Here is a 2,159-nt window from a genome sequence, read left to right as displayed (position 1 = left end):
TGTTGACGACGGTTGAAGATCCGGCCAGTCGCGACGGTTGAAAAGTAGGCCACCCGATCAGATTGGATGGGTGATCTCCTTGGAAGACTGGGCCATGATCCGGCATCTTCACCGCAGCGAAGGGCTATCGCAGCGGGCCATCGCACGGCAACTCGGCATTGCGCGAGACACCGTGGCGGCCGCGGTGGCAAGTGATGGTCCGCCGAAGTACGAGCGGGCCTCGGCGCCGTCGGCGATCAACGAGGTGGAACCTCGAATCCGGGCGTTGTTGACGGCCTACCCGACGATGCCGGCGACGGTGATCGCCGAGCGGGTCGGGTGGACCGGTTCGATCTCCTGGTTCCGGGAGCGGGTCCGGGCGATCCGCCCGGAGTACCTGCCGGCTGATCCGGTCGACCGCCTCGAGCATCCGCCGGGACGGGTGGTGCAGTGCGACTTGTGGTTCCCGGCGCCCAAGATTGCGGTCGGTTTCGGCCAGGAAACGATGCTGCCGGTGCTGGTGATGGTGGCAGCGTTCTCCCGCTTCATCGCCGCGGTGATGCTGCCCTCCCGCCAAACCATGGACCTGGTGGCCGGGATGTGGCAGCTGCTTTCGCAGACCTTCACCGCGATACCGCACGAGTTGTGGTGGGACAACGAGGCCGGGATCGGACGGCGCGGCCGGTTGACCGAGTCGGTCACGGCGTTGATGGGCACGCTGGGGTCGCGGCTGGTGCAACTCAAACCCTATGACCCCGAATCCAAGGGCATGGTCGAGCGAGCCAACCGATATCTGGAGACGTCGTTTCTGCCCGGCCGCAGCTTCGTCTCACCGCAGGACTTCAACAGTCAACTCGACCAATGGCTTGCGACTGCCAACGCGCGTCGGGTGCGGGTCCTCGATGGTCGCCCGGTCGACTTCCTCGATGCCGATCGAGCTCACATGTTGGCGCTGCCGCCGGTGCCGCCGGTCGTGCAGTCGGTTTCCTCGGTGCGGCTGGGACGTGACTACTACGTGCGGGTGGCCGGTAACGACTACTCCGTGGACCCGGGCGCGATCGGCCAACTCGTCGACGTGACCACCACCCTTGCCCAGGTGACGGTGGCCCGAGCCGGCCGCCTCCTGGCGGCTCATGACCGCTGTTGGGCGGCGCGACAAACGCTGACCGATCCCGCCCACGTCGCCAGCGCCGCAGCGCTGCGACAGCAGTTCCAAACCGGCCAGCCACCCACCGCAGGTGATCACCTGGTTCGTGATCTGGCCGACTACGACCGCGCATTCGGCGTCGAATTCACCACTGGCACAGCCACCTCCGATGGTGAGGTGGCATGAGCATGGCCGACGAACCGATCAAAGCCGTCCTGCACTACGCCCAAGCGCTCAAAGCACCCCGCATCCGCGACTCGGCGGCCCGGCTGGCCGAGCAAGCCCGCGACGCCAACTGGACTCACGAAGAGTATTTGGCGGCAGTCCTGTCGCGGGAGGTTTCGGCCCGTGAGGCCTCGGGTGCGGCTACTCGTATCCGCTCGGCCGGGTTCCCGACCCGCAAGTCGTTGGAGGACTTCAACTTCGATCATCAGCCAGCATTGAATCGGGATATGATCGCCCACCTGGGCACCGGTGCTTTTCTGACTAAGGCATCAAATGTGGTGCTGCTCGGGCCGCCCGGAACTGGCAAGACACACCTGGCCATCGGGTTGGCGGTCAAGGCCGCTCAGGCCGGGCACCGCATCGCGTTCGCCACCGCAGTAGATTGGGTCGCTCGCCTCAAGGCCGCCCACAACGCCGGGCGCCTACCCGCCGAGTTGACCAAGCTGCGGCGCATCGGATTGCTCGTGGTCGACGAGGTCGGCTACATCCCGTTCGAGCAGGATGCCGCGAACTTGTTCTTCCAACTGGTCTCCAGCCGCTACGAACACGCCTCGCTGATCCTGACCTCAAACCTGCCCTTCGCCCGCTGGGGCGACGTCTTCGGGGATCAAGTCGTAGCCGCGGCGATGATCGACCGTATCGTCCACCACGCCGACGTCCTGACCCTCAAAGGCTCCAGCTACCGCCTCAAAGACACCGGAATCGACACCTTGCCCTCCGCCAGAGCCGACAACACGGCACAATAACCACGACCACGTGGCCTACTTTTCACCGTCGCTTCTGGCCTAGTTTTCAACCGTCGTCAACA

2 protein-coding genes are annotated in these 2,159 nt (G+C 65.2%); both read left to right on the top strand.

The features are described 5' to 3' along the window. The first annotated feature begins 70 nt into the window (after positions 1-70). A complete protein-coding gene (gene istA / locus AU185_RS15820) occupies positions 71-1,312 on the top strand; it encodes an IS21 family transposase (RefSeq protein ID WP_059100808.1) in 1,242 nt (413 codons plus the stop codon). Positions 1,313-1,314: 2 nt separating this feature from the next. After that, the gene (gene istB / locus AU185_RS15815; RefSeq protein WP_502687989.1) at positions 1,315-2,097 is read left to right on the top strand and encodes an IS21-like element helper ATPase IstB; all 783 of its coding nucleotides are present in this window, start codon (positions 1,315-1,317) and stop codon (positions 2,095-2,097) included. Positions 2,098-2,159 lie beyond the last annotated feature (62 nt).

The sequence above is a fragment of the Mycobacterium sp. GA-0227b genome, from assembly GCF_001499855.1.
In the GTDB taxonomy this organism is placed as follows: domain Bacteria; phylum Actinomycetota; class Actinomycetes; order Mycobacteriales; family Mycobacteriaceae; genus Mycobacterium.
Note: the sequence above shows the minus strand (reverse complement) of the source record. Positions and strands in the feature narration are given on the sequence as shown.

Coding starts and splice junctions, on each gene's coding strand:
- istB (WP_502687989.1), top strand. CDS start 1,315: ATGGCCGACGAACCGATCAAAGCCGTCCTGCACTACGCCCAAGCGCTC.